This is a genomic window from Vibrio sp. Vb0937 (genome assembly GCF_033338855.1).
In genome coordinates this window covers 53,552-76,631 of sequence record NZ_JAWOTK010000005.1, presented here as the reverse complement: position 1 = coordinate 76,631, position 23,080 = coordinate 53,552, and the positions used below count along the sequence as shown (strand labels likewise).

Below are 23,080 nucleotides of genomic sequence, written 5' to 3'. Positions count from 1 at the left end.
TCGAGACAGATGAAGGGGAGATAATATCAACACAAAAATTATGAGGTCTAACGATTGATTTTGTCGTAGGTTGTAGACTAGAAAAGACACAAGAAAGACTTAAGTTCATAGCCAGTCACTGCGCAAATAGAGAAGACCTGCGCTGATTTGGTTTCACAATTAACGACGAAACCAAATCAGCAAACCTTTCATCCAGCGAGCGTTATAAGAAATGGAAGGTGATGTTCCCTGTTACGCTGCTAACGGTATCGCTATCGCCTTCAATATCCACGCCAAACGCTTGATAACTTGCGCCCACAGACACATTGTCAAGCAAGAAGTATTCGGCACCAACACCATACATGTAAGAGACGCCATCATCTTTGTCTAAGTTTCTCAGTCCGCCGTCATAATCAACGTTGAATGCATTGATGCCGCCTTTTGCGTAAACGTGTAACGGGCCGAAGTCGATACTAGGTTTCGCCGCTAAATAGAATGAATCAAAATCAGCACTACCCCTGCTGCCACTCAAAGATAAATCCACTTTGCCGTGATTAAAGTAGCCTGCTTCAATGCCAATGAACGGCAAAATACCAGTACCGACATGAATACCATAAGTTGTATCATTTTCGCTGTCGATATCGGACTGACCAATTTGGCCACCAGCGTAAATCCAAGAGTCAGCCATTGCTGACGTTGAGCACAACGTTAGAGCGAATAACGAGAGTGTTTTTTTCATACTATCCCTTCCTGATCGATTCCTAAGCGAAACATTACGCAAATATGCGCATTTAATCGCCACTATATATTGGAAAGCATAGGCATTTTAAGACTCTAAAAGTGAATAATTTATGTTCAACTTTTGTTTTGTGACTTCCAGACAAAAAAACACCGACATAAAGCCGGTGTGTTTCATATGGTGTTAGAAAGCTTGACGCTTATAGGAAATGTAGTGTTGCGTTAACAGAGAACGTGCTGATATCGTCTTTACCAGCAGTGTAGTTCATGTAGCTAGCACCAACAGACATTGGGCCAAAAATGAAGTACTCAGCACCCACACCGTACATTAGGTCCAAATCGTCATCGTCTTTGCCGCCTTTCACTTTTTTGTCCCACTGATGGAAACCACCTTTTGCGTACACGTGTAGCGGACCGAAGTCGATGCTTGGCTTAAGTGCTGCGTAGTAAGAAGTTAGCTTAGTGTCCTGACCATTTACGTTGAACTCACCGTGCTGTGTTACACCAGCTTCAACACCAATGATAGGTAGAATGCCTGTACCAACGTGAACAGAGTATGATGTGTCCGTCTCACCTTTGTAGTCAGACTGACCTACTGTTGCACCACCGTAAATCCAAGAATCCGCCATTGCCGCAGAAGATGCGCCAAGTAGCGCCACTGCTAATAGAGTTTTTTTCATCATCTACCTTTACTCTTTATTATTCCCACGTCTGCATAACTCAGTCGTTGGTACTACAAATAAAGGGAGGCGAACTATTGCCTCCCAGAACTAAAAAATAATGCTTATTGAGTTACTAGCAATTAGTGTACCAGCAACTTCTTAAGCGATAATTACAAATCTGACACTATTTTACTGGTTGATTAGCAAGCATCAATCGCGTTTTTGACTCGTTTATCAGAAACAGGATAAGGAGTGCCTAATTGTTGAGCAAAGTAACTCACGCGAAGTTCTTCAATCATCCAACGCACTTCTTTTACATTTTCAGGAATAGCCACACCTTTCGGGATCTTGTTCAGCAACTCTTTATAGTCTTGAGTCACAGATTCAATCTTCAGCATATGTAAACGATCTTTGTTTGGATCGATAGGCAACTTCTCCATACGGCGCTCTATCGCACGCATGTAGCGAAGAATATCCGGCAAGCGTTTCCAGCCACATTCCGTTGCAAAGCCTTTGAAGATCAAGCCTTCAATTTGTGCTTTGATATCGGACAGAGCAAACGCCATTGTGAAGTCGATCTTGCCTTTTAGCTTCTTATTGATGCTAAACGCCGTGGTCAGAATAGTCTCAACCTGTTGAGCGATCTCTACAACGGTGTCACCCAATTCAGCACGAACGTGTTCTTTCAACGCTTCGAACTTCTCTGGCTCCCAAACTAAACCACCCTGCTCTTCAATAAGCTTATCGACACCGCAGGCAATGCAGTCATCTATCAGATCAAGCACTTTGCCGTAAGGGTTAAAATACAACCCCAACTTCGATTTGTTCGGTAAGTTAGCGTGCAAATATTTAATTGGAGACGGCACATTCAACAAAATCAAACGACGCTGACCAGCACGCATTGCCGTTATCTGCTCGTACTCCGTTTCGTAGAGTTTGATTTCAACGCTGTCTTTGCTATCAACAAGCGCCGGATACGCTTTTACATCGTAGCCGCCACGTTTTTGTTGATACACTTTCGGCAATTCGCCAAAACTCCACGTATGCAGACCTTGCTGTTCGATATCGTCATCCGCAACTTTGGAAAGCGTTTCTTGAACTTTGTCTTTCAAACTTTCTTTCAGTTCATGAAGGTCTTTATGTTCCTTCAGTTTACGATTTCGATGATCAACCGCGCGGAACGTGACTTTCAAGTGCTCAGGTACTTGTTCCAAGTTCCAGTCTTCCCGCAGTACCTCTACGCCCGTCATGCGTCGCAACTCTTTCTCTAATGAATCTAGCAGCGGCGCTTCCATTGGCGTAACGCGTGCTAAGAATGCATCGGCATAGTTTGGCGCAGGCACAAAGTTCTTACGAATTGTCTTTGGCAACGATTTAATCAAGCTGACCACAAGCTCATGGCGTAAACCTGGGATCTGCCAATCAAAACCCGCTGGTTCAACTTGGTTTAAAATCGGCAACGGCAAATGCACTGTGACACCGTCACTATCATCGCCTGGTTCAAATTGGTAACTCAATTTGAGCTTCAAACCATTTTGATGCCAGAAGTTCGGGTAATCCAAATCGGTCACATGGCTAGCATCACCCTTGAACAGCATCTCTTTTTCAAAGTTCAGCAGTTCCGGATTTTCTTTAGATGCCTTTTTCCACCACGTATCGAAATGCTTACCAGACACCACTTCGGTGCCAACGCGTTGATCATAGAAATCAAACAGCTCATCATCATCCACCAAGATGTCACGACGACGAGATTTGTGTTCAAGCTCTTCCACTTCTTGCAGAAGCTTACGGTTTTGCTTAAAGAACGCGTGTTTGGTTTCCCATTCACCCTCAACCAATGCACTACGAATGAAGATTTCGCGACTTACGGTTGAATCGATACTGCCGTAGTTGACCAAGCGTTTCGGTACGATTGGTACGCCGTAAAGCATGACTTTCTCGTGCGCCATCACCGCAGCGCGTTTCTTCGACCAATGCGGTTCGCTGTAACTGCGCTTAATAAGGTGTTTAGCTAACGGCTCAATCCATTCTGGTTGAATCTTTGCGATGATACGACCCCAAAGCTTTGAGGTTTCCACCAGCTCGGCTGACATAATCCATTTAGGTTGTTTCTTGAATAACCCCGATGCTGGGAAGATATGAAAGCGAGCGTTACGCGCGCCTTGATATTCATTCTTTTCTTGGTCTTTCATGCCGATGTGCGACAGCAAACCAACCAAAATGGCACTGTGTACGCCATGGTAAGAAGCGGGCTCATCGTTAAGCTTGAACTCCATCTCACGCATCGACTGATGAATTTGGAAGTACACGTCTTGCCACTCGCGAACGCGCAAGTAGTTCAAATAGTCTTGCTTACACTGTTTGCGGAACTGATTGCTAGACAAGGCTTTTTGCTGCTTTTGGATGTATTCCCACAAATTAACAAATGTCAGGAAGTCCGACTCTTCATGGAAGAAGCGACGATGTTTATCGTCTGACGATTGTTGTTTATCTGAAGGACGTTCGCGTGGATCTTGAATCGACAAGGCCGCTGCAATGATCATCACTTCTTTAAGCGCACCATATTTTGGCGCTTCCAATACCATACGCGCCAAGCGCGGATCGATTGGCAAACGCGCTAATTGGCGACCAATGGAAGTCAGGCGCTTTTTCGGGTCTTTTACCTCAGAGTTAATCGCACCAAGCTCTTCCAGCAAACGCACGCCGTCTTGGATGTTACGTTTATCCGGTGCTTCCACAAACGGAAACGCTTGAATATCACCCAAACCAAGTGCCGTCATTTGCAAGATAACCGACGCTAGATTGGTACGCAGGATTTCAGGATCAGTAAACTCTGGGCGTGACTCAAAATCTTCCTCTGAGTACAGACGAATACAGATACCCTCTTCCACACGACCACAACGACCTTTACGCTGGTTCGCACTCGCCTGAGAAACTGGCTCGATTGGAAGACGCTGAACCTTAGTACGGTAACTGTATCGACTGATACGCGCCGTGCCCGGGTCGATAACATATTTAATACCCGGAACGGTTAGCGAGGTTTCTGCTACGTTGGTTGCCAGTACAATTCGGCGACCAGTGTGAGGTTGGAAAATCTTATTCTGCTCACCTGCCGACAAACGCGCGTAAAGCGGCACAATTTCCGTGCTCTTCAGATTACGTTTGGACAATGCATCTGCGGTATCACGGATTTCACGTTCACCGTTCATGAAAATCAGGATGTCACCTAAACCTTCATCGCACAGTTCATCTACCGCTTCGAAGATGCCTTCAAGCTGGTCACGATCATTGTCGTCATCACCGCTTAGTGGGCGGTAACGTGTTTCTACTGGGTAAGTACGACCCGATACTTCAATGATTGGTGCATTGTTGAAGTGTTTTGAGAAGCGTTCTGGGTCGATGGTTGCCGACGTGATGATTACTTTCAAATCAGGACGACGTGGTAGCAACTCTTTCAAGTAACCCAAGATGAAATCGATGTTGAGGCTGCGCTCGTGCGCTTCATCGATAATGATGGTGTCGTATTGATTCAAGAAACGGTCATGCTGAATTTCAGCCAACAAGATACCGTCCGTCATCAATTTGATTTGGGTATTTTCAGAGATCTGATCGTTGAATCGAACCTTGTAACCAACAAACTCACCAAGCTTGGTTTCCATCTCTTCGGCAATACGGTTAGCAACCGAACGCGCTGCAAGACGACGAGGCTGAGTATGGCCAATCAGACCAAATTTACCGCGACCAAGCTCAGCACAGATTTTTGGTAGCTGAGTGGTTTTACCTGAACCGGTTTCACCCGCGACGATAACCACTTGGTTTTCTTCGATCGCTTTCGCAATATCGTCGCGTTTTTGGCTTACAGGCAGGATTTCTGGGTATTCAATCGTTGGTTTGTAGTTGCTGCGCTGCTCTGCAACCATCATGGATTTTGCGATGTCTAATGCGATTTCGTCGAACACAGCATTACGCGCTGCGTCCTTCTTAATTTTGCTTGCACCAGAAATACGTTTACTCAAGCGGAAACGGTCACGCATCATGCACTGATTCAGCGCTTTACGCAGAGATGCCGCGCTATTCACTTGAGCCTGAGGTGTTTGAGCTTGTTTCGCTGTCGCTTTTTGTGCACCATTTGACGGTGTCGCTTGCTCTTCAGCTAGATTCTTTTTTGGGGGCTGTGACGAAGTCAAAGCGTTTCCTATTCTTTTCATTACAAAAACTGCGCGGATTGTATCACACAAGATCTGTAACAAGATAACCGAAAGCTCATTCAATTTTTTCGAACATGTTCAGCGAATCGCTAGGCTTTTGAACTCACTTACGTTGCTTATAATGGCTCCCATAGTCGAAAGCACTTATTTAAGGAATAACCATTATGTCTCGTGTACTAGCTCTAAAATCAAGCATCCTTGGCGATTACTCTCAATCAAACAAATTGGTTGAAGACTTCATCAAAAATGTAGACCAAGACAAGCTTACTGTTCGTGATTTGGCTGCAAACCCGCTACCTGTTTTGGACTTCGCCGTTGCGACTGCACTGCGCGCTACGGAAGATCTTTCACAAGAACAGCAAGCGGTGGTCGACTTGTCTGACACCCTTATTGAAGAAGTAAAGGCCGCAGACACTTTGGTTATTGCCGCTCCAATGTACAACTTTACCATCCCGACTCAGCTTAAAAACTGGATTGATTTGATTGCTCGTGCAGGCGTGACATTCAAATACACAGAAAACGGCGTTCAAGGTTTGATTGAAGGTAAAAAGGCGATTGTAATAACGACTCGTGGTGGTATTCATAAAGATTCACCAACTGACAACGTTACGCCATACCTACGCACTGTGCTGGGTTTTGTAGGAATCACTGATGTGGAATTTGTTTACGCAGAAGCGCTAAACATGGGTGAAGATGCGGCTGCAAAAGGCATTTCAGAAGCGCAAAGCCAACTTGCAACAATGGCGTAAGTTAGAATAAACCAGAATACAAAAGGGATTGGTTCGCGCCAATCCCGTTTTGGATCCTGATGCCTTGATCGTATTTATAGGGTCTCTAACATCGTCAAAAACGATTCACTTTCTCCAAGTTGCGTATTGCATCGAGGTAGACTTTTTCTAAAGACCGCTCAGCTTCGCTTATCATATTCTCGATCATCGCATTAAACGCGACATCGCTACGGACTTCTATATTGTCTCCCGCCTTAACGTCAAGAGAGTTGACGTACAACACCAACCATTCATCGCCCTCCAAGTGCCCTTCTCCGTGAATGGCAAAAAAGCGTTTGGCAAATTCAGCGTTGGTACAATTTATCGCTTCAATTTGAAGATTGAATGAGGAGTCGATACTCATGGTGCTCATGCCATCCGATTCATCAGATGCATCACAAACAGCCTTAACTCTGGCACGATATACGAAATTTCTCGTTGAAAGTAGCATAGTATTATTCATCATTACTCATAATGGGCGATAAATAAGTCAGTTGCAAATCCGACCTATATGCATCTCGCGATGCGCTAAAACTCGAACTGGAAATAAATAGTATTGTAGTTGCTCCCACCTTTAATTCGCCCAAACTGGGAAGCGCTCTCAAAAATCGCCGAGCGGTGATGCAATGAATAGCCCACCCACATATTGTTCCAGCTCTTTTGGTTGAAGAGATCGCCTACATTGACATCAAACGAGAAATCTAGGTAGTTGAGCAACTTGCTTGGTGTATAACCCTTGTCTTCCATTTCTGTGCCTTCAATATAGGTAATGCTATCAATGTATGACATACCTTCCGCTACACCAAATCGCCAAGTCGTAGGCCAATTAACCGTATAATAAGCCTTAATCGCCATGACGTATTCTGTGCTCGCAGACTGAACACTGGACGACCAGTGATGAACCAACCCTGGCGTTAAATAAATATCAAGAGGAAAACCAAACAGCTCATCCGTTAATGGATGCCCATAAAACAATGAAGTAAGTTGATTGTCGTATGGGTCTCTTTCTCTCTCAAAGCTAAATATTTCACCGATGTTCGAAGGCGTCGCCCAACCATGCGCAATACGTAGATATGCTTTATTGCTCAGTGTTGGTTTCGGAGCTTTGCTTTTATCGTTGAAAAAGCCAAAACCAACAAACACTTCTCCCTGATACCGATCTTCTACAAGCTGACTGTTGTAGGCGTTATCATCTAAGCGAGTAACACTCGTCTCACCCAATAAATACAAATTTGAAGTTACATGGTAACGCGATTTAATACCAAGATTGGTGTCAAGTCCAGATCCAATTCTCTCGCCAGTAATATCCTTAAAGGAATAATATTCACTGTTGAAATCAGCGTCTTTGTATCGAATCGTAATCGATGGCTCTAATTCCCAATCCCCAAATACATAATTGGCAGCAAGGCGGTAATTAGAGTGAAACTGGAGTTCGTCGTCCGTCATCAACTCTACTTCTGCGCGCCAATTGTCGTTAATGCTATAACGCACTTGCCCACCGAAATCGACTCTGTCCCCTTCATTAGCATTTTGTAGCGACATGGGAATATCGACAAATCTCAATCGCATGAGTGCGCTCGCACGCCAGTCGGAATCACTCTCGTTATACAAAAAAGCGCCACCTTCAATGCCATTGATATACACATGTTCGTTTTCAAAGAACATCATTGGTACAAATGTACTCACCGTAGAGTCATTATCGGCGGTATAAAACGGAATCGATGCTGTGCGATACATCGCAGCAATCCCCCACGTTTGTTCTTCTGCACCATGCGCAGAAGAAACTGCCGCAGCTAAAGGTAAAGCGAGTGTTGTTAGAATTAATCTCTTCATGAGTTCGAAAAATGTTGGTTGAGAAGCAGGCAAACATCAATGATTTGCCATTAAAAGCTTATGTTCTGCTGATGATAGCCGTTACAATGGCAAATGTTGTCATCCTCGTGACAGTTTGAGTCCCAAGATCATATTAATATTGCACGACTAGGTGAGCTTGTTTGCGAATATTTTACCATCACAACAAGCGCTTAAACTCTAGCTTAGTTCTAAATCAAACATAATGAAGTAAAAAGTGAAAGCATCAGAACTCATCTCTACCTTGAATCATTTACCTGCGGACACAGACCCAGACATTGTGATGGGAGAAGCATGGCTGCCAGAGAGGTTGATAGGGACTCAACTCGATGGTGACATGTTGTTTTTGCACTTTGATAATGCACCAGAAGATGGTCAAGGTGACGAAGAAGGGCGTGGCTTCGTCGAACACGAAATCGACCTAATTAGAACTCGGCTTCAGCAAATTTTGGATGAAGACAGTGATAACGCGTCAAAAGCCGATGCGATGCTTGGTTTGTTCCTTATGGGACATGAACTTAGTAGCTCGCAAGTTATCGAAATATTAGAAGAAGCTGACACATAAGGAGCCGTTTTGCCAGCATTGATGAACACGACTGAAATTTCTTCACTTCCTCTTGTCGTTGCAGGTCCGATCCTACGTAAAGTGACCGCAACTGAAATCAATATTTGGCTAGTCACCACCCAACGCTTGGAGGGTATGGTGCAAATTACGGATGAAAATGCCTCCATCCTTTATCAAGCCCCTTTAAGTGAACAAAAAGAACAGCTTCAAATCGGCCTCAATGCGTGGTGTTGCTTACTTAAATTAGAAGGCGAGTTTCCAACCCATCAAGCGTTACGCTATCAAATAAAAACGCAATATGGATTAGTGACGGAACTGCTCCCTCACCTGACTTATGAGCGAGATAATACGCCAAACTTGGGTATTGAGTTCCTCGTTAGTGAAAAAGCGGATTATCTCCTACATGGCTCTTGCCGTAATCCCCATCACTTCAGTGATGATACATTGGTCGCTGCGGATCATAAAATCGCGTCTCAATCCATTGAAGAAAGACCGGATATGCTCATCATGAGTGGTGATCAAATCTATGCAGACCATGTTGCAGGCCCCACTCTCGATGCCATTGAGCAAGTCATAGCTTTATTGGGTTTGCCAGGCGAAGAATTCGATCAAGCTCCGATAAAAAATACCAATGAGCTCTACCAACACCCTGCTTGCTATTATGGTCGAGATAAATTGTTGCCTCATTATGTGAGTGATGACAGTTTACTAAGTAAGTTTTTTCCACACCGAGGGACACCAATATTCAGCGCCAAAGAGTGTGAGAATCACCTAATAAGCTTTGCTGAGTGCTTTGCAATGTACTTATTGGTTTGGTCTCCGACCTTGTGGAAGCTTGTTCGAACGGATCGTTTGTTAGAAAACGAATTTAATGTCGGCGGAGAAGTTCTTGAACCCAAATGGCAGCAGCAATGGCGCGAAGAAAAAAAACAAATTGATAAATTCGTCGCAGGTCTGGACAAGGTTCAACGCTTACTCGCTCACATTCCAACCTATATGATTTTTGATGATCACGATGTCACCGACGATTGGAATCTCACCATAGGCTGGGAACAAGCCGCATACAGCAACACGTTTGCAAAACGCATTATCGGTAATAGCTTGATTGCTTACTGGCTTTGCCAAGGTTGGGGAAATGCGCCAGAAAAATTCAATGATGAATTTATGAGCCTCGCTCAACGCTTTATCGATGAGCGAACCTCGCAAACCCAAGATGCATTTATTCAATATTTGTATCGCTTTGAGAATTGGCACTACACCATTCCTACGACACCAAAAGTTGTCGTGCTAGATACACGAACCAGACGCTGGCGTTCTGAGTCTAAAATGAACAAACCTTCTGGCTTAATGGACTGGGAAGCGATGATTGAGTTCCATCAGGAGCTCGTGCATCAAGACAAGGTTGTTATTGTTTCTGCCGCGCCAATGTTTGGTGTGAAATTTATCGAAGCACTACAACGTGTGGTGACCATGCTTGGTAAACCATTGATGGTTGATGCTGAAAACTGGATGGCTCACCCCGGAAGTGCGAATACTCTTATTAGTATTTTCACACACACAAAGACACCAACTAACTTTGTTATTCTCTCTGGCGACGTACACTACTCTTTTGCATACGATATTAAGCTCCGCTATCGAAAAAACAGTCCGAATATCTATCAAATCACCTGTAGTGGAATTAAAAATCAGTTCCCTACACAACTGCTCAATATTTGTGATGGCCTAGATAGACTGCTATACAGCCCTCGCTCACCTTTAAACTGGTTCACAAAACGTAAACGACTCAAGATTTACAAACGCGCACCAAGTACGCACAACTTTTATCGCTTGGTTAACCATAGTGCCATTGGTGAGCTACGCCTTGATGATGAAGGCAAACCAAGTCAAATTAGTATTCTGACGAGTGATGGTGACGAAGTTCATTTTCCACCGACACGTGCTGAAAGCTGAGTATCAATCCCAAAATGACTTGCCCTTTGTAAGAGGCAAGTCACCTTGAACTAACTCAGGAGTTTAGGTTTTTTGGGGAGAAAGTGGCCGTTCTTAAATGTCAACGGCGTGCTAAATTTGGTATCGCACCTTGAGATCTTCCGTATTTATTACCATGTTAACCAAATAAACAATAGCTCGGTGTTCATTATGTTTAATTCTCTCACATCATTATTTAAACAACTCATTGATGGCTCTGATTTAAGCCAAACCAACACACTTTCCCCTAACATGGCTATCGCGTGTTTGCTTTGTGAAGTTTCTGGCGCAGACCATAGTGTCGATGATAGAGAACAAGAAACAAAGCGCTCTTTATTGATGAAACTGCTTTCGTTAAATGAAGAAGAATCAAATACTTTGTTAGAGCAAGCGCAACAGAAAATAAAAGATTCCGCTTCGCTGTACGACTTTACCTCTCAACTAAGAGAACTGACTCAAGAAACTCGTTACAACTTAATCAAAAGCATGTGGGAAGTCGCTTACGCAGACGGCGAAATTGACCCGCTAGAAGACGCGGTGATCCGTAAAACAGCAGAGCTACTCTATGTTGATCACAGCGAGTTCATTCGAGCGAAGTTACAGTCTCAGTAAAGTAACGAGATGAGTATATAAGTCGCTGGCTAACTCTAAGCTACCCCTAGAATGACAACAGATATCGCTTCTGTAGCCATAAAAAAACGCGCTCTCTGCGCGTTTTTCAATAAGCCAACGACATTGTTATTTAAAGTACTGGTCAAGGTATGTGTTTAGCTCTTTCCACACTAAACAGATTGCATGACAAAACAACAATGGTTGGATGATAATTTAATTACAAGCTAGCTAGGTTCGAATAACTAAAACATGGTCAAAGCAAGCTTAGCTAAGTTGTATGCATCTACATAGCCAGAGTGTTGACGCCCTTCCCAGTCTATTCCTTTTGCTTCTTGAGCGGCTCGATGGCCTATACGTTTATCTTTAAGACGATTTTGAATACGGTAGAGTGTCGCTAAGTTGATGAACTCTGTGAACGGTGCTTCAATACCTTTTTGCTTACACTCTTCTAGAAGAATGAGGTCATCTCGCCCCCAAGATGCAAAGATTTTGTTGCGACCACCGAAGTTCTTAACCATGGATTTAAGCACTTCTTCTAGTGGGCGTCCTTGTTTTTCAATCTTACGTGGTGTGATGCCCGTTAACTCAGCGCAGAACAGAGACACTTCATCGTGTTCTGGTTTCACGTAGTATTGAGCACGCTTGACTATCTCACCTTTAGACAAATCTATTTCAGCTAACCCCACTTCGATAATTTCACCCGTGCTGCCGACGCCATTTTCGTTCCAGCAACACATTTCTAAATCGAAGCATACAATACGGTTATGGTTCATAGTTTGCCTTGGTTCCTAACATAAAAATTTAAAGCGTGCGATTCTATCGTAACACGGCGTAAAACTCGAATTTGTGCGCCCATTTAATCGCCGATCGACACATTATTACGGCCGTTTTTTTTACTCAAATAGAGTTGACTGTCCATTTTGTGATACAAGCTCTCAGGATCTTCTTCTTTATGGATAACCGCACCGATACTCAACGTACAGATGATTGACGCATCACCATAATCAAAAGCCGTACTTGCCACAACACTCCGTAACTTTTCTAGGTAAGCTTCTAGCACCGCTCTATCAATGACTTTAGAAATAATACAAAACTCGTCACCACCAGCGCGGTAAAACTTATCTCCCGGTTTTAAATTAGCACTGACCAGCTTAGTGACATGTTGCAACGCTTCATCTCCACCTAAATGGCCGTGTTTGTCATTAATCACTTTGAAGTGGTCGATATCAAAACCAACCAAGGCGAAGTTAACACCTTTGTTTATCTGATTAAGCAAGTGATCGTTGAATGCTCGGCGATTCAGTAGTTGAGTTAGAGGGTCTCGCTCTGCCATTCTTTTTAATTCAACGGTTTTGAGCTCCAACATGACCGCTAAGCGCTCTTTTTCTCGAGACTGTAAATTCACAATCCAACTGATCAAAAAGGCGATTACCAATCCGGCTAGCGTCGTGCCCGCTAAAATAGAACGCTCCCAAGCTGAGACTGCGTCAGAAAGTTTAAAGTCAATACGCCATTCACGGTTAGGCAGTTGAATGGTTCGGCTTATAACGGTTCCTCGAATGTTATCCCAGCTAGCACTTTGAAAGAGAACAGGGTCATCTGCTGCGTCGAATCCCAAGTCTTCTACGCGCACCGACATATCGAGCTCCGTCGCGGTTTTCGTAATCAAATCCTCAAAGTAAACCGTACTTCGGATAACACCGGTCACTACTCCTAATAAATATTTGTTCTCGAAGTCGAACACTGGATGGAACACCAGCAACCCAGTCTTAGGTATGGACTTGTCATAACCATCTTGCAGTAAGCGAACTTTATCCGAGACATTCGCTCGCCCATTTTCGGAAATATCATCCAAGATTAAATCGAAGCGTTTGCGCGAAAAATAGAAACCCAATAGAGAAAGGTTTTCCGGTGTTCTTGGGTAAATATCCGACGCGATAAAAATTGGCTCATTGTGTTCAAAAATGTACCCGTAGGTTTTGGGACCATCTTTAGGAACGGTAAACGGTTGGAAGTTTGGAAATTTTTGACGGGTCTTTAAAATATGTTCATCAAGATCTTCGAATTCGACCTTTTGCATCCATTGAAGTCCAATGAGACTTCGCGAGCTATTAATCACTTGTTCCGCATACATGGGAAACGATGGCCAATAGCTTCGCTCAATCGAATGGAAAAAGTTTGCGCCCGCACCAATGAACTTTAGATCATTCTCGACGTTTGCTTTAAGTGATTCTGCTTGTCGGTCGGCTAAAGTATCAAACGTAGTCTGTGTATACCGTTGCTGCATTGTATAAGCAGCACCAACTACACCAGCAGTGACACATAAAGTCGCCAAAAAAGCTAAAATAGAGTCTGAATGTCGTTTTATAAAGCTCTTATGAGCGGTGCTTTGTGTCATATCGTAATTTTTGATACTTCCGTAAGTTAAACTTCGGGATCTATTGAAATACTGCGTTAGCAATGCACAAACATCAAGCAACAACCTATATTGGGGAGTCTGATCGTCGATTTTTCACGCTGTTCGTACGGTATAGTCACGAATTATTACAGCCTTAAGCCTTGAATATGCTACCATCCGTCATCATTTTAATGTCTAAACTTGGTGCAAGATCGCAAAGACGATCGTTTTAGTGAACAAATATGAGCCAATACTGAGCACCAATAAATCAATAGAAAGAGAAAAAACGTCATGAACATTGATTTGAACCTAATTCCTCAAACGTTCGATATGCTTCACGCTGGCCTAACCGCATCGAGCGTTTTGCTTCTTCTAGTTGCAGTGTCGCGCAAATCAAAAGTGGTCGAGAAAGTGGTAGAAAAACCGGTCGAGAAAATCGTCGAGGTTGAGAAACCAGTTGAGAAGATCGTTGAAGTAGAAAAAGTAGTGGAAGTAGAGAAAGTCGTAGAGCGTGTTGTAGAAGTTGAATCAAAACTTGCAACAGCATCAACGGACTCTGCAATGCAGCTGCTTTCTATCATGCAACAAGAAGCTCGTCTGATTGACTTCCTAAAAGAAGACCTAACGTCATTCTCTGATGAAGAAGTAGGCGCAGCCGCTCGCGTAATCCACACTGGCGGTCAGAAAGTACTCAACGACTACGTGACGCTAGCGCACGTTCGTAACGAAGACGAAGAAACTCGCATTACGGTTGAAGAAGGCTTCAACCCACAAGAAATCCGCCTAACTGGCAACGTAACAGGCAGCGCGCCATTCAACGGCACGCTAGTTCACAAAGGTTGGAAAGCAACATCAATGACGTTGCCTAAACTGGCTGAGAACTACGATGCATCTGTGATCGCTCCAGCTGAGGTTGAGCTGTAATGGAACACATGAACCAAGAAAACCATTCTCAAGAAGCGTCTGTTGAAACTCAACAGACGCCTAAATTCAGTGTTGGTATCGACTTAGGTACAACACACTGTGTCATGTCTTTTGTTGATACACACAACGAAGACGCTCGCGTTGAAGTGATGCCTATCCCGCAGTTGACTGCGCCGGGTACGGTAGAGACTCGTAGCCAATTAGGCTCTTTCCTTTACCAACCACACGAACACGAAATGAACCCGCAATCACGCGTTCTTCCGTGGTCGAGCGAGCCAAAAGCTCTGGTTGGTGCGATTGCACGTAACCTAGGTTCGAAAACGCCAATTCGTCTTGTTGCAAGTGCGAAATCTTGGCTTTGCCACGCTGGTGTAAACCGTCGTGATGCTTTCCTGCCAGCAGGTAGCCCAGAAGAAGTGGAAAAAGTATCCCCTCTTCGCGCGACAGAGCTTTACCTAGAGCACCTAAAAGATGCTTGGAATCACACGAACCCAAATCACAACCTTGCCGATCAAGACGTAACTATTACAGTTCCTGCTTCTTTTGATCCTGCTGCTCGCGATCTAACTGCAGAAGCAGCACGCAATGTTGGCTTTGTGCACCTAACGCTTCTAGAAGAGCCACAAGCTGCACTTTACAACTGGATCGATAACAGCAACGACAAATGGCGCGACGAAGTTGAAGTTGGCGACATCGTGCTTGTAGTCGATATCGGTGGTGGTACAACCGACCTTTCTTTGGTTGAAGTAACTGAAGACGACGGCAACCTAACTCTGAACCGTATCGCGGTAGGTGAACACATCCTACTTGGCGGTGACAACATGGATCTAGCACTTGCGTACCGCTTGAAGATGAAGCTAGCGCAAGAAGGCAAAGAGCTACAGCCATGGCAAGTTCAGGCAATGACACACGCATGTCGTGACGCGAAAGAAGCGCTATTGAACGACATCGAACTTCAGTCAGTGCCAATTGTAGTACCAAGCCGTGGTTCTAAACTGCTTGGCGCAACGCTGAAAACAGAACTGACTCAAGAAGAAGTACAACAAACACTGGTTGACGGCTTCTTCCCTCAAGTTGCGATTACTGATCACCCTGTTCAACGTAACCGTGGTGCACTAACGCAAATGGGTCTGCCTTACGCACAAGATGCGGGCATTACTCGTCACATTGCAGCGTTCTTGTCTAAGCAAGCCAATGCTCTTTCTACTTCAGGAAATGGCGCAGAAGCAGCAGCTCAAGATTTCAACCCATTCGCTAACATGCCTGGTATGCCAGGTTCGGATGCAGCGCAGTCAGCTGACTTCATCAAGCCAACCGCAATCCTATTCAACGGTGGTGTTCTGAAATCGAAACTTCTAGCAACTCGTCTAGAAGACACGATCAACGAATGGCTAATTGAAGCAGATGCAGAAATGGCAAAACGCCTAACAGGTGTGGATCTAGACCTTGCAGTTGCTAGCGGTGCGGCTTACTACGGCTCTGTGCGTCGTGGTCAGGGCGTTCGTATCCGTGGTGGTATTGCTTCGGCGTACTACGTGGGTATCGAAAGTGCGATGCCAGCTATTCCGGGCATGGCGCCGCCAATGGAAGCACTTTGTGTTGCACCATTTGGTATGGAAGAAGGCTCAAGCGTTGACGTACCAAGCCAAGAGTTTGGTTTGATCATCGGCCAGCCAGTTAACTTCCAATTCTTCGGCTCAACGGTTCGTCGTGATGACCTAGCAGGTACTCACCTAGACTACTGGGCACCAGAAGAGCTTGAAGAGCTTCCAGAAATCCAAGTAACGCTGCCTGTATCTGAAGGTCGTCGTGAAGGTGAAGTGGTTCCAGTAACCCTAGCCTCTCGCGTCACAGAGCTTGGTACGCTTTACTTAGAAGCCATTGCCGCTGATAACGGTCAAAAATGGCATGTTGAGTTCGATGTGCGCGAAGACGCGAAAAGCGACTCAGACGAAGAAGAATAAATAGAAATCAAACGGCATCCAATCGGGTGCCGTTTTTAAATACACGAAGGTTTGTATGGCATCTCCTCGTTTTCTTGTTGGTATTGACCTTGGCACCACAAACACTGTTGTGGCGTACTGTGAAATCACCGACAACCTTGAACAATCCGAAGTATCCCTATTCGACATCGACCAATTGATTGGCCCGGGTGAAGTGGTTCGTAAGCCATTGCTGCCCTCTTTCCGCTATCACCCTGCGGTTGGTCAAATCTCCCCTTCTGACCTAACACTCCCTTGGGAAAACGAGCCTGTCTCTGGCGACATTAGTAATGTGATCGTGGGTGAATGGGCTCGTGAATTAGGCGCGAAGGTGGAAGGACGTCAGGTATCCAGTGCTAAAAGCTGGCTATCGCACCAAGCAGTGGATCGTAGTTCAGACATTCTTCCTTGGGCGGGCGCGCAAGACGTAGATAAAGTCTCACCCGTTATTGCCAGCGCAAGCTACCTCAACCACATTCGTCAAGCATGGAACTACCGTCACCCTAGCAATAAGCTAGAAGACCAAGATGTGGTTGTGACCGTTCCAGCTTCGTTCGATGAAACCGCTCGTAAACTCACGCTTGAAGCCGCTGAGTTGGCAGGTTTGAAAAAAATCGTCCTGCTCGAAGAACCACAAGCCGTATGTTACGACTGGTACGCACGCCACCAGCAAACCGCAGCTGATGAGCTCAAAGAGTTACCGCTGATTCTGGTGTGTGATGTGGGCGGTGGTACTACCGACTTGAGCTTGATTGAAGCCAGTTTCTCTTCTCAAGATGAACTAGCCCTTGATCGTATTGGTGTTGGCGAACACTTGATGCTGGGTGGTGATAACCTCGACTTAGCATTAGCACACCTTGCAGAGAGCCGCTTCAACCAAAGTAAGAAGCTCACTGCTGCAAGCCTGACTAAGCTGATTCAGCAAACTCGCAAGGCGAAAGAAAACCTACTTTCAGCGAGTGCACCTGAAGAAGTGAAAATCACCATGCTGGGCAGCGGCTCTAAACTTCTTGGCGGAACAAAGAGTATTGGGCTGAGCAAACAAGAAGTGCACCAAATCGCTTTGGATGGCTTCTTCCCGCTTTCTGATTTCAGTGAAGTACCAGACAAACGCCGCAGCGCCGTTGTCGAGTTTGGTCTTCCATACGTTGCTGACCCAGCAGTGAGCAAACACGTTGCCGAGTTCTTAACTCAGCACCAACAAGTTGCTCGTGCCGCTCTTGGCATTGAAGACGACAAACAAAATGCCATTCCAGTCGGTTTGCTACTCAACGGTGGTGTGTTCAACAGTGAACTTGTGACTGAGCGTGTCACTACCCTACTGTCCGATTGGCGAGGCGCTCCGGTTACGGTATTGGATAACCCACATCCAGATTGGTCTGTTGCACTAGGTGCTGTTGCGTTTGGTAAAGCACGTCGTGGTGCACAACTAAAAATTGGTGGTGGTGCAGCGCGTTCTTACTTCTTGCATCTTCAAGAAAAGAACAAGATGGGCAAAGCGCTCTGTTTGCTCGCAAAAGGTACAGAAGAAGGACACGAGATCCGCTTAAGTGGTCGTCGTTTCTCGCTCACCCTAGGTGAACCCGTTCGCTTTAACCTACTGACTTCTACCCACGACATCTTAACCAATAACACTGCCATTCAAAACGGTGTGATGGTGGACGTTGATCCTGACTTATTTGCTCCTCTTCCGCCTTATATCACCACCCTTGAAGGTGAAGGCGCTGAACTGCAAGCCAACCAGAAAGAGCGTGTAGAAGTGCAACTGGCGTGTCAGTTGACTGAAGTCGGCACGCTTAAGATGGAATGTGTCAGCGCAGAAGACGACAACAAACGTTGGGAGCTGGAATTCGAAGTTCGTAACAAGCAAACCGACGACAGTGAACAAGTTAAACTTCACCCTAAGTTGAATGAATGTAAGGAGCTGATCGCTCGCCTTTACAGCGGCAATAAGAAAAGCGCGGAAAGCAAAGAGATCAAAACCTTAGCCAAGGATCTTGAGAAGAAACTTGGCAAACGTGACGAATGGGATTTCACGACCCTACGTCAACTGTTCGATACCTTTGCACAAGGTCGTAAGCGTCGTCGCCGCTCTGAACAACACGAGAAAAACTGGCTTCGTTTGGCTGGTTTTGCACTGCGTCCGGGCTTTGGCGATCCAACCGACTCATGGCGTATTGAGCAAGTTTGGGGTCTCTACCAACAAAACATTCAGTTTAAGAACCATCAAGGTTGGACTGACTGGTGGGTGTTCTGGCGTCGTATCGCAGGTGGCTTGAGCCAAGAGCAACAAGAGACCATCTTGGCAGACATCGCGAAATACCTACATCCTGGCGCGATGAAAAACCCACAATCCGCCAAAGCAGCGCAAGACATGGGTTACGAATCAATGGTGCGCTTATCTGCCTCTCTAGAGCATCTAGAAGTCGAAGACAAGGTTCTATTGGCAACGTGGTTCTTGAGCAAAGCCATCAACCATAACCAGTTCGAACAAGCGCACTGGTGGGCTATGGGTCGCTTGGCATCGCGTACGCCTTTATATGGCAGTCAGCATAACGTTGTTCCTCGTGAACAAGCGGAACAATGGTTGCCTAAGCTGTTAGAGCAGAACTGGCAGAAAGAGCCAATGATCGCTTTCGCAGCCGTAATGATTTGTCGTAAGACGGGCGACCGACTATTCGATATCTCAGACGACTACCGTGAGCAGGTATTGGCTAAGTTGAAGCAAAGCAAGGTACCTGAATCTTGGGTATCACTGGTTGAAGAAGTCAAAGAGCTATCTGAGAGCGAATCGAAGCGTATCTTCGGTGATGCACTGCCAAGCGGTCTGACGCTGGTAAATAACTAGGCTCTCACACTTATAAACGCAACAAAGCCCTTCTCGTGAAGGGCTTTGTTTTATCTGATTCTAATAGCTGACGAAAGACGACTCGTTAGTTCATTTCCGTATTGATCACCACATCACGCGTTTCATTATCCATATCACTGATGCCAACAACTGAGATTTCACGGTCAGATAAATTCTCAATCATGCTGTCTTCTAACCCACCGTCCGTCATCCACGCATAGAATTTTTCCGCAATACGATCCGAACCTTCTCCGACAAACGTTAATGTGACCTTCTTCATTTGTGACACTCCATCAATTTACGATTCAGCCACTTAAGCGTAGTATGTTTCGCAAATATCGACATAAACTAGGACTAACTTCTTTTATGAGTATCGAAAAATTTGACGCGATTTATCAGCGCGCTGCCGAGCGTAAAGGTGGTGAAGATCAACTTGAAGCGCTTTTGTCTCATCCACTAAGCAAAGAAGAGCTGGCAGCGATTCCCGACGACCGTTGGCTGGCCGCTTTTTCGATGAAAGTATTCCAAAGTGGGATTTCGTGGAGCGTGGTTCGCAACAAGTGGCCGAACTTCGAAGAAGTGTTCTTCGGATTTAAGGTTGAGCCGCTGTTGATGCTGTCAGACGAGCAATGGGAAACCAAAGCAACCGACAAACGCATCATTCGCCACCTCACTAAAGTCATGTCGATTCCAGCCAACGCTCGTATGATCCACGAAGCAAAAATCGAATACGGTTCGTTTGGCAAAATGGTTGCCGATTGGCCGCAAGAGAAAATCACCGACCTATGGGCGTATTTGAAGAAACGCGGTAATCGCCTAGGCGGAAATACAGGCCCTTACACACTGCGTCAAATGGGCGTTGATACCTTCATCTTGTCTAGCGACGTTGAAGCTTACCTGCGCAATTGCAAGATCATTGAAGGTGGCAAAGATACGAAGAAATCGCTCGATGCTACCAACAAAGCGTTTGTTCAATGGCAGCAAGAAAGTGGCAGAAGCCTGTCTGAGATAAGCCAAATCATTGCGTTCAGTACCGGCGATAATCGCATTTAATCCAGACTGAACACAAAATAGAAACGGCGCACTAAATAATGTATTTAGTGCGCCGTTTTTATGTTCATTGGTTCAAGTACACATTTACTTTGAAGCCAGTGATTCCCACTCAGTCAGTAGCTGCATAATACGGTGAGAGTCTTCCCATGTTGCACAAGGGTTTTCTAGCGAGGTACGCCCAGCTTCAACCGCTTGGCGGATATTGCGCACTTGATAGTAAAAAGCGTCCCCAGCTGCCGGAACCGACACTTCACGCTTCGACGTCTCGTAAATTTCTACACTAAACTGGTTTTCTTGCGTTGGTAGCCATGGATTTGAATCTAACGTAATACAGCCTTTGCTACCCAGGATGGTGAATTGGTGTTTCAATCCGTGATCTTCGGCAGTGTGTACGATCGCCGTTTGTTGCTCACCGAATTGCATCATCAAACTCGATTCACAGATGTTCCCATCGTTACCTCGTCGACCAATCGCTGTCATTGAACGGTTCTCAAAGGTTTGTTCACCCAACATGGTTTTCACCACCAAATGCACCAATGACATTGGATAACAACCTAAGTTATACAAAGCACCTTTACTGTCTGGATTCACAAACTGTGCAATCGATGCAATATAAGACGTATGGATGGAGCGAAGTTCACCAATCTCTCCCGATTTAAGCACCGAAACCAACTCGCTGATCAACGGGTGATGCAAGTACATTAAGCCTTCAGCAAAGAATACCTTGTGCTTTTCGACTGCTTTTAGTGCCAACTCGGTTTTTCCCATATCTACCGACAGTGACTTTTCACACAGGATCGCTTTGCCCTGCTCAGCCGCTTTAACGATAAAGTCATGATGAAGGTGATTTGGCAATGCTATGTAAATAATGTCGACTTGCTCATCGGCAATCAACGCATCGTAATCGTTGAACGTATTCTCGATGCCATATTGCTCAGCGAATGTCTTTAAGTTCTGCTCCGAACGCCCAGCAACCGCGTACAGTTCACTCTTGTCATCGCCTTGGATTGCCTCAGCCATGACACCTGAGATAAAGCTTGTGCCTAAAATACCCCATTTCATGTTCGCCTCTCCTATTGAGCTTGGGTTTCGAATGCTTGAACTAACTCTGCCATTTCAGCCGCAATAAACGCTTGTGTATGCGGCATAGCAAAATGCGCTTCAATCGCGGCGCGGTTTTCATATCGCTCCCAAAGAATCACACGTTGTGGATCTTTAGAATCGTAGGTCGCATTCGCTTGCAAGCACCCCGCTTCGCTTTGCATATCAAGGCAAAATTGTTCAATGGCTTCAACCACTTGTTGTCTTGGCTTATCGGCATTCATTTTCAGTTCGGCGGTAACAAAAATCGTCTCGCTCATGATGGATCTCTTTCTCCATTCTTAATCATACGCCCACTGTAATTAACCTCATTTGATTGATAAACTCTGCTTTAGTTATTTCTTTATTAACTCTGGGTGTGCAATGGATAAATTAACAAGCATGAAAGTTTTCGCTTACGTGGTCGAACACGGCAGCTTTCGTAATGCTGCACACCATTTTGATATTTCACCGACCATGGTTGGCAAGCACGTGAGCTTTCTTGAGCAAAGCTTAGGTACACAGTTGATTCATCGCACCACGCGTAAACAGTCCCTGACCGAAGCTGGCAGACTCTACTACCAAGAGTGCCACCGCATTATTGAAGACATCACCAACGCAGAGAACCTGATCCAGACGCTGATCAACCGTCCAACCGGAACTGTAAAAGTTAACTGCCCTGTCACGTATGGCAAAAAGGTCATTGCTCCTATCGTGGCTGACTTCTTAGCTGAATTTCCCGATTTGAACGTTGAGCTGATGTTGGACAACAATTTGATTGACCCATATCGAAGCGAAGCTGACGTGATTATTCGAATCGGTGAATTGGTCGATTCGTCGTTAGTCGCGAGAAAATTGGGTGAATACCACATGACTTACTGCGCCTCACCCTCTTACCTTGAGCAACATGCCCCTATCCAATCGCTTGATGACCTTGAACATCATCATTGTTTGGGGTTTCAGTATCACCAAGGAGAAAGCCAACAAGTGGTGAACATGCCATCTAATACCTTTGTAAACAGCAACACCCGATTAACGTCTAATAATGGCGATGTACTTAAGTTTGCCGCGTTAAAAGGCTCTGGTGTTCTTCTGCAACCAAAGATCTTAGTTGAACAGGAAGTCCAATCTGGCGCCTTGGTAGAAATTCTCCATTCACACATTCCCAAGCCAAAACCGATCCACCTGCTTTACCGTTCAAAACAGCTTTCCCTTAAAAATCGCACCTTAGTCGATTTTGTTCTTTCGCATGTGAATCCGTAACGCCCCACATAAAGCGGCGACAATTTAACCATTTAATTAACTTTTATTGTCGATATGACAAATATTATTACTTGTTAATTGTCTTTATTTTTCATGTTGTTAGTCAGAAACACCCATAACTAGGCATAATTTATTGATTCACACCAATTGCATTGCTCTGACAAAGTGACTAGGATTGCCGC

The 23,080-nt window shown here is 45.1% G+C and carries 19 protein-coding genes; 9 read left to right on the top strand and 10 right to left on the bottom strand.

The window, feature by feature from the left end; all coding sequences use genetic code 11:
• Positions 1-202: 202 nt before the first annotated feature.
• The 3 genes from R7P67_RS10055 to hrpA all read right to left on the bottom strand — a co-directional run bounded on the left by R7P67_RS10055 (position 203) and on the right by hrpA (position 5,566).
• Complete coding sequence (locus tag R7P67_RS10055) at positions 203-718, bottom strand: outer membrane beta-barrel protein (RefSeq protein WP_005377661.1); 516 nt, start codon at positions 716-718, stop codon at positions 203-205.
• A gap of 199 nt (positions 719-917) precedes the next feature.
• Positions 918-1,397 carry an outer membrane beta-barrel protein gene (locus R7P67_RS10050; protein ID WP_021033871.1) on the bottom strand — a complete coding sequence of 160 codons (480 nt, stop codon included), beginning with the start codon at positions 1,395-1,397 and terminating at the stop codon, positions 918-920.
• A gap of 182 nt (positions 1,398-1,579) precedes the next feature.
• Positions 1,580-5,566 (bottom strand): ATP-dependent RNA helicase HrpA, encoded by a 3,987-nt coding sequence (gene hrpA / locus R7P67_RS10045; protein WP_182016382.1) that lies wholly within the window; start codon positions 5,564-5,566, stop codon positions 1,580-1,582.
• A gap of 185 nt (positions 5,567-5,751) precedes the next feature.
• Here hrpA and R7P67_RS10040 point away from each other — a divergent pair, with 185 nt between their 5' ends.
• On the top strand, positions 5,752-6,336 hold the full coding sequence (locus R7P67_RS10040) for an FMN-dependent NADH-azoreductase (protein ID WP_025766683.1): 585 nt from the start codon (positions 5,752-5,754) through the stop codon (positions 6,334-6,336).
• A 94-nt stretch (positions 6,337-6,430) separates the two neighbouring features.
• Here R7P67_RS10040 and R7P67_RS10035 read toward each other — a convergent pair whose 3' ends face one another.
• Together R7P67_RS10035 and R7P67_RS10030 are read right to left on the bottom strand one after the other, a co-directional pair.
• Positions 6,431-6,805, bottom strand: coding sequence for a hypothetical protein (locus R7P67_RS10035; protein ID WP_213973217.1), 375 nt, complete (start codon positions 6,803-6,805; stop codon positions 6,431-6,433).
• Between the two features lie 77 nt (positions 6,806-6,882).
• Entirely contained in the window at positions 6,883-8,187 is a 1,305-nt protein-coding gene (locus R7P67_RS10030; RefSeq protein ID WP_262653732.1) for a MipA/OmpV family protein, read from the bottom strand.
• Positions 8,188-8,422: 235 nt separating this feature from the next.
• Here R7P67_RS10030 and R7P67_RS10025 point away from each other — a divergent pair, with 235 nt between their 5' ends.
• The 3 genes from R7P67_RS10025 to R7P67_RS10015 all read left to right on the top strand — a co-directional run bounded on the left by R7P67_RS10025 (position 8,423) and on the right by R7P67_RS10015 (position 11,350).
• Positions 8,423-8,770 (top strand): hypothetical protein, encoded by a 348-nt coding sequence (locus tag R7P67_RS10025; RefSeq protein WP_213886725.1) that lies wholly within the window; start codon positions 8,423-8,425, stop codon positions 8,768-8,770.
• A gap of 9 nt (positions 8,771-8,779) precedes the next feature.
• A complete protein-coding gene (locus R7P67_RS10020) occupies positions 8,780-10,720 on the top strand; it encodes an alkaline phosphatase D family protein (protein ID WP_262653728.1) in 1,941 nt (646 codons plus the stop codon).
• 189 nt (positions 10,721-10,909) lie between these two features.
• Positions 10,910-11,350 (top strand): TerB family tellurite resistance protein, encoded by a 441-nt coding sequence (locus R7P67_RS10015; protein ID WP_017820644.1) that lies wholly within the window; start codon positions 10,910-10,912, stop codon positions 11,348-11,350.
• A 242-nt stretch (positions 11,351-11,592) separates the two neighbouring features.
• Here R7P67_RS10015 and R7P67_RS10010 read toward each other — a convergent pair whose 3' ends face one another.
• Together R7P67_RS10010 and R7P67_RS10005 are read right to left on the bottom strand one after the other, a co-directional pair.
• Complete coding sequence (locus R7P67_RS10010; RefSeq protein WP_005377684.1) at positions 11,593-12,123, bottom strand: 3'-5' exonuclease; 531 nt, start codon at positions 12,121-12,123, stop codon at positions 11,593-11,595.
• A gap of 83 nt (positions 12,124-12,206) precedes the next feature.
• Positions 12,207-13,748 (bottom strand): sensor domain-containing diguanylate cyclase, encoded by a 1,542-nt coding sequence (locus tag R7P67_RS10005; protein WP_005377686.1) that lies wholly within the window; start codon positions 13,746-13,748, stop codon positions 12,207-12,209.
• 291 nt (positions 13,749-14,039) lie between these two features.
• Between R7P67_RS10005 and R7P67_RS10000 the strand changes: the two genes are divergently transcribed.
• The 3 genes from R7P67_RS10000 to R7P67_RS09990 are packed head-to-tail and all read left to right on the top strand — an operon-like array spanning position 14,040 to position 19,502.
• Positions 14,040-14,672 (top strand): DUF2760 domain-containing protein, encoded by a 633-nt coding sequence (locus tag R7P67_RS10000; protein WP_017634945.1) that lies wholly within the window; start codon positions 14,040-14,042, stop codon positions 14,670-14,672.
• Complete coding sequence (locus R7P67_RS09995; RefSeq protein ID WP_262653725.1) at positions 14,672-16,636, top strand: Hsp70 family protein; 1,965 nt, start codon at positions 14,672-14,674, stop codon at positions 16,634-16,636. Before R7P67_RS10000 ends, R7P67_RS09995 begins: the two co-directional genes overlap by 1 nt.
• Positions 16,637-16,691: 55 nt before the next feature.
• On the top strand, positions 16,692-19,502 hold the full coding sequence (locus R7P67_RS09990; protein ID WP_262653724.1) for an Hsp70 family protein: 2,811 nt from the start codon (positions 16,692-16,694) through the stop codon (positions 19,500-19,502).
• 85 nt (positions 19,503-19,587) lie between these two features.
• Here the strand turns inward: R7P67_RS09990 and R7P67_RS09985 are convergent, their stop codons facing one another.
• A complete protein-coding gene (locus R7P67_RS09985; RefSeq protein WP_005377692.1) occupies positions 19,588-19,782 on the bottom strand; it encodes a hypothetical protein in 195 nt (64 codons plus the stop codon).
• Positions 19,783-19,868: 86 nt separating this feature from the next.
• Here R7P67_RS09985 and R7P67_RS09980 point away from each other — a divergent pair, with 86 nt between their 5' ends.
• Entirely contained in the window at positions 19,869-20,555 is a 687-nt protein-coding gene (locus R7P67_RS09980) for a DNA-3-methyladenine glycosylase I (RefSeq protein ID WP_213893828.1), read from the top strand.
• A gap of 84 nt (positions 20,556-20,639) precedes the next feature.
• On the opposite strand, the gene R7P67_RS09975 is transcribed toward R7P67_RS09980, so the two are convergent.
• The gene (locus R7P67_RS09975) at positions 20,640-21,617 is read right to left on the bottom strand and encodes a Gfo/Idh/MocA family protein (RefSeq protein ID WP_213893827.1); all 978 of its coding nucleotides are present in this window, start codon (positions 21,615-21,617) and stop codon (positions 20,640-20,642) included.
• 11 nt (positions 21,618-21,628) lie between these two features.
• Positions 21,629-21,916, bottom strand: a complete 288-nt coding sequence (locus R7P67_RS09970) for a putative quinol monooxygenase (protein ID WP_005389066.1) — start codon at positions 21,914-21,916, stop codon at positions 21,629-21,631.
• Between the two features lie 103 nt (positions 21,917-22,019).
• Between R7P67_RS09970 and R7P67_RS09965 the strand changes: the two genes are divergently transcribed.
• A complete protein-coding gene (locus R7P67_RS09965; RefSeq protein WP_262653722.1) occupies positions 22,020-22,898 on the top strand; it encodes a LysR family transcriptional regulator in 879 nt (292 codons plus the stop codon).
• Positions 22,899-23,080: the final 182 nt, after the last annotated feature.